Source organism: Brevundimonas sp. EAKA, assembly GCF_000698025.1.
Lineage (GTDB): Bacteria > Pseudomonadota > Alphaproteobacteria > Caulobacterales > Caulobacteraceae > Brevundimonas > Brevundimonas mediterranea_A.
Genome location: NZ_JMQR01000223.1, coordinates 1 through 2,274 on the forward strand (window position 1 = coordinate 1; position 2,274 = coordinate 2,274).

Annotated in this window: 3 protein-coding genes; 2 read left to right on the plus strand and 1 reads right to left on the minus strand. The window is 60.0% G+C overall.

Translation table 11 applies throughout. From position 1 onward, the window contains the following. Nucleotides 1-547: DNA cytosine methyltransferase (locus ER13_RS17015; RefSeq protein WP_035311235.1), on the plus strand; the 547-nt coding region annotated here is incomplete at its 5' end. 35 nt (nt 548-582) lie between these two features. Then, nucleotides 583-1,446, plus strand: a complete 864-nt coding sequence (locus ER13_RS18115) for a NaeI family type II restriction endonuclease (protein ID WP_081836273.1) — start codon at nt 583-585, stop codon at nt 1,444-1,446. 150 nt (nt 1,447-1,596) lie between these two features. On the opposite strand, the gene ER13_RS18825 is transcribed toward ER13_RS18115, so the two are convergent. Continuing rightward, on the minus strand, nt 1,597-2,274 hold a 678-nt coding region (locus ER13_RS18825), incomplete at its 5' end, for a hypothetical protein (RefSeq protein ID WP_035311237.1).

Below are 2,274 nucleotides of genomic sequence, written 5' to 3' on the forward strand. Positions count from 1 at the left end.
CCCCCTTCCCTCCCACGCCGACCCGAAACTGAAGTCGAACCTGCCCCGCTGGCGAACCGTTCGCGACGTGATCGGAAATCTGCCGCTGACGACTGTCGGCACGGAAATCGGCTCGGAAAAGACGATAAACCTTCACTTCGGCCGCACGCCGACCGAAAAGAGCCTTCAGCGCTACAAGGCCGTGCCGCCCGGCGGAAATCGCTTCGATCTACTCGCTAACCGTCCCGACATCACACCCGACTGCTGGGTCCGTAAGACGAGCGGCGGCACGGATTTGTTCGGCCGCCTGTGGTGGGATCGCCCGTCGGTGACGATCCGCACGGAATTCTACAAGCCTGAGAAGGGCCGCTACCTGCATCCCGAAGCCGACCGCCCGATCAGCCACCGCGAAGCCGCGCGTCTCATGGGCTTCCCTGACGAGTTCCAGTTCTATGGCACCAAGGTTGAAGTCGCCCGACAGATCGGCAACGCAGTGCCGCCGAACTTGGCCGGGGCGTTGGGCAAAATGGTTCGCGAGATTCTATCAGAACGAAGAATCGCAGCTTAGGATAAGGCTAACCAAAATTGTCTGATACTGGAGGCATGAAGACCTCCGACTTCTCAGACGACCAGTCACTCCTGCAATACCTAGCTAAGGTTTTGCATTCATCGGTATCAGACCCCGATGGAATTGTCGGCGCTACAGCGCAATTAATTCGACGAGCGATTGATGAAGTAATCGACGCTCCGAGAACAAAGCGATTTATTTTTTCCGAGTGTGAAAAGACAGAGAAAACTTATCTAGGAACCAAGATCGAAATCTTGTTCCGAGATGCAATCGGCCAACCAAAGGGAAAATACCTAGATCTCGACCTAGGCGGTATCGATACAGATATAAAGCATTCAATAGGTACTGCCTGGATGATACCAAGGGAGGCCTTAGGTAAACCGTGCGTTCTAATTACGGAAAATGAACTCACGGCCCGATTTAGCCTTGGGCTGATCGTGTGCAGAACCGAAAACTTAACTACGGGCGGAAATAGAGATCAGAAGTTGCAAGTCTCGGCATACGGTCGAAACCAAGCCCTCTGGATCGCACATGACATGCCTTACCCTCGCAACATTTGGCAGGGTTTCGATCCAAAGCTCATGGCTCTTATCAACTCTCATAGAGGCGGAGCAAATCGAGTCGCCGAACTGTTCGAGAACATCCAGAAAACACCGATTCCTCGCTCTGCAATTCCTGCTATCGCACCGCAGCTTGATCCTTTGAAAAGAGTCAGGGCGAATGGCGGGGCGAGAGACATACTGAGGCCCCGAGGGATAGCTATTCTCTGGGGGCAAAAGGATCGAGCGACCATCGCTGAACTCAGCCTCGGCCCTGTACTGTCTGACGAATTCATCAGCATTCGCCCGGACAGCCAACGGGATCTAGAAATTTTGCGACGGGAAGGCCATCTCGACTGAGACAGAACGTCTTAGTTCATAGGATGAGATTCGCCGCTCAAAAACGTGACGGTGCTGACGCCGGAGACGTAGCGGGCGTCCTTCTGACCCCTCATCCGACCTCGCTGCGCTCGGCCACCTTCTCCCGCAGGGGGAGAAGGAAGACGCCGCTCACAACCCGTCCAGCGTCTTGTCCCAGTCCTTCGCGGACATGACCTTGCCGCAGCAGTCGATGACCATATCGACCCCGGTGCGGATGCGTCGGGCGCTTTCCGTCTCGGCGACCGGCTCCATCCCGGCCGCCTTCAGCTGGTCCTCCAGGGCGGCGACCCGACGGTCCAGCGCCGCGCGCCGGTGCAGCTGGGCGTGCCGAAACTCCTGGTTCTTCTCACCCAGGGTCTGCTGCTGGGTCCAGTAGGCTTCTTTCAGCGCCAGATGGGTGTCGGCGGCGCCGGGGCGGATGGCCAATCGGTCGCTCGCCGCCAGAGGGTTCATCAGTATGTCGTACACCAGTTGCAGCGGCGCGTTCTCGACCGTCATGGCCCCGTGCGCCGTCTCGCCCCGCGCCTCCAGCTTGCGATAGGTGGCGGCCAGCCCCGCCAGGGCGCGCGCCTCCAACAGCCGGCCGGCGCGCATGGCCCGGCCCGAGGCCTGGGCGGCGGCCTCGGCCAGGACGGCCGGGTCCCCGCCGGCCGCATCGTCGGATGATACGTCGAACAGGCTCGGCGGCGGGGGCGGCGGATCGACCGGCTCGGCCGGAGCGTGCAGATAGCGGGACCAGCCGTCGCGCGTGGCGCGGGCGCGCAGGGCGTGGGCGGTCACGTCATATTTGGCCGCGACCTCTTCGGC